This window comes from Kitasatospora sp. NPDC057512 (assembly GCF_042802135.1).
Classification (GTDB): Bacteria; Actinomycetota; Actinomycetes; order Streptomycetales; family Streptomycetaceae; genus Kitasatospora.
In genome coordinates, this window is sequence record NZ_JBHVET010000969.1 from 1 (window position 1) to 2,564 (window position 2,564).

General features: G+C 74.9%; 4 protein-coding genes. All 4 read right to left on the reverse strand.

Annotated features, from left to right (window positions below; genetic code table 11):
• Positions 1-32 precede the first annotated feature (32 nt).
• Positions 33-533, reverse strand: a complete 501-nt coding sequence (locus ACFU6K_RS36380; RefSeq protein ID WP_380670529.1) for a histidine kinase — start codon at positions 531-533, stop codon at positions 33-35.
• A gap of 81 nt (positions 534-614) precedes the next feature.
• Positions 615-1,079, reverse strand: a complete 465-nt coding sequence (locus tag ACFU6K_RS36385; protein WP_380670531.1) for a DUF6193 family natural product biosynthesis protein — start codon at positions 1,077-1,079, stop codon at positions 615-617.
• A gap of 176 nt (positions 1,080-1,255) precedes the next feature.
• Positions 1,256-2,035, reverse strand: coding sequence for an SURF1 family protein (locus ACFU6K_RS36390; protein WP_380670533.1), 780 nt, complete (start codon positions 2,033-2,035; stop codon positions 1,256-1,258).
• Positions 2,036-2,068: 33 nt separating this feature from the next.
• On the reverse strand, positions 2,069-2,564 hold a 496-nt coding region (locus tag ACFU6K_RS36395; protein ID WP_380670535.1), incomplete at its 5' end, for a TetR/AcrR family transcriptional regulator.

A 2,564-nucleotide genomic window follows, 5' to 3' on the forward strand; every position in this document is an offset into this window, starting at 1 on the left:
GCCCGGGGCATCGAGCCCCGGGCTCCCGCCGCTCAGGAGGCCCCCGCGTCGTCCGCCTTCTGCTCGGCCGCCCGGACCTGCTCGGCGAACTCGCGCGCGTCGATCCGCTCGACCGAGGCCCCGTGCCGGGCGGCCAGCTCGTCCGCCGGGGCGGGCGAGGCCTCCCGGACCTCCAGGGCGAGCAGGGCCCCGCCGTCCGGCACCCGGGGCGAGAGCATGATCAGTCCGGCGCCGCCCTCGCTCGCCTGGTGCTCCTCGGCCGCGTTGCCGAGCGCCGCGCCGGCCGCGAAGCCCAGCAGCACGCCGACCGGCCCGCCGAGCAGCCCGATCAGGCCGCCCAGCACGCCCGAGCCGACGGTCGCCACCCCCGCGCCCCGGGTGAAGGTGTCCGCGACCTCCAGCAGCCCGTCGGCGCTGCGCTCCATCGCCGCCACCATCCGCAGGCCCGGCAGGTGCTGCGCCTCGTCGAAGGCCGGGCGCCAGGCGGCGGCGTCGGGGAAGGTCAGCAGGACGACGTTGTGCTGGTCGCTCATCGCGCTCCGATCGGGCCGGGGCCGGAGGTGGCCGGGCTTCCATCGTGACCCCCGGTGCGGGGCGCTGCCACCCCGGCGGCCTCAGCGCGGTTCGGCCACCGGGTGGTTGAACACCGGCCCGAGGTCCGGCGGGAGGTGTTCGACGAGCAGGGCGACGGCCTCCTCGGGGGTGGCGGGCGTCCCGAGCACCCCGGCGCCGCCCTGGCCGCGGACCTGGTAGCCACCGCCGTCCAGCGGCACGGCGAACGGCACGCCGGCGGCTGTCCACGGGTACGTGGTCGAGAGGCTGAAGTGCAGGTCGTGGTGGCTGGTCCAGGGGTAGAGCCGGCGCAGCCGGGGCTCGGCGCGGGCGGCCTTCAGCAGCCGGACCAGGCCGTCGTGGCAGCTGCCGGGGCCGTGCCCGATGTCCTGCTGGAGCCATTCCCAGGACAGGACGATCCCCTCCCAGCGGGCCTCCACCGCGGCCTCGGGGCCGATCGCGCGGGCGGCGGCGAGGTCCGGCAGGACGGGCTTGGGCAGGGCGTCCCTCTGATCATCTGATCGCATGGTGAGCAGTCTGCCCCAGCGCCTCCCGGCAACGCGCCTCCCGGAAACGAGACGGACGGTAACGCGCCTCCCGGAACGAAACAGCCCGTCGGACCCGCCCCGGCGGCGCCCGGCCGTCGGGGCGGAGCGGCCACATGAGTCGAACTCTGGCCATGGTGAACACTATTGACGATCGATCAGATCACCGAGGCGGATTCCGTGAGGCCGAGTGCCCGGTCCCGGGCGACCTCGGCCTCACGCAGTGCCAGGCGGAACCCCATGAAGACGACGAAGCCCGCGAAGACGAACCACTCCAGGGTGTAGCCGAGGTTCTGGAAGGCCCGCAGGGTCAGCCCGTTGCCGTCCTGGGGCCGCAGGTCCGCCACGGGGGTGAGGCCGGCCGGTGCGGCGTCGGCCGCCACCCAGCCGTCGTACACCGGGTAGGGGAGGAGGTTGACCAGGGCGGCCGGGCTGATGGTGCCGAGTTGCCCGGACGGCAGTCCGCCCGCGATCGCGCCGCGCCGGCCGCTGTCCTCCGGTGCCTGGAGGCGCCCGGTGACGGTGACCCGGCCGGTCGGTGCGGCGGGCACCCGGTCGGCGGCCGGCGGGTCGGGGGCCCAGCCCCGGACCACGGCGACGGCCGGGTCCTCGTCGGTGCGGAGCGGGGTGAGCACGAAGTAGCCCTGCTCGCCCCCGAGGAGGCGGGACGGCACGAGCAACTGGTGCGCGGTGTCGTAACCGCCGGTCGCGAGGACCGTGCGTCCTACCGTGGTGGTGGTGACCAGGGGCTGGTCCCGGGTCAGGAGCTGTTCGAGCGGGATGGCCCCGGCGGCCGGGCGGTCGGTGGCGCGGTGGGTCGCCAGCCGGTCCTGGAACCGGCCGAGCTGCCAGGTGCCGAGCCAGAGGCAGACCGTGACGGCCGCCAGGGCAACGGTGACTCCGGCCAGCCAGCGGGGAGTCAGCAGGAAGCGGTACACGACCTCACCGTCCCTATGCGGCCCGCGTGTTGCTCAGTCGGCCGGCCGGCGCAGCAGGGCGACGAGGGTCGCCTCGAGTGCGCCGAGGGCCTCCTCCGAGGTGAAGCGGCCCGACTCGACCTGGTCGCCGGCGGCCTGGACCAGGGCGTAGATGGAGGTGACGAGCCAATGGGCGGGGAGGTCATCCCGGAACGTTCCTTCCTGCCGCCCTCGGGTGATGAGCTGTTCCATCGCCGAGAGGATGCCGGTGTGGTGGCCGTGGACGGCTTCGGCCGGCAGTGCGTGGCGGGCGGCGTGCAGCATGCGCAGGTTGCGGTCGAGCAGTTGCCAGGAGGACCGGATGAAGGCCAGGAGGGCCTCGTCGGCCGGGCCGTGGGCGAGGTCGGTGGCGTCGACCACGGTGGCGACCTCGGTCAGGGCGCGTTCCATCAGCTGGCTGAGGAGTTCCTCGCGCGAGGAGAAGTGCCCGTACAGGGTCACTCTGCCGACCCCGGCGGCCGCGGCGATCTCGGTCATGCTCGCGTTGGGG

Coding starts and splice junctions, on each gene's coding strand:
- ACFU6K_RS36380 (WP_380670529.1), bottom strand. CDS start 533: ATGAGCGACCAGCACAACGTCGTCCTGCTGACCTTCCCCGACGCCGCC.
- ACFU6K_RS36385 (WP_380670531.1), bottom strand. CDS start 1,079: ATGCGATCAGATGATCAGAGGGACGCCCTGCCCAAGCCCGTCCTGCCG.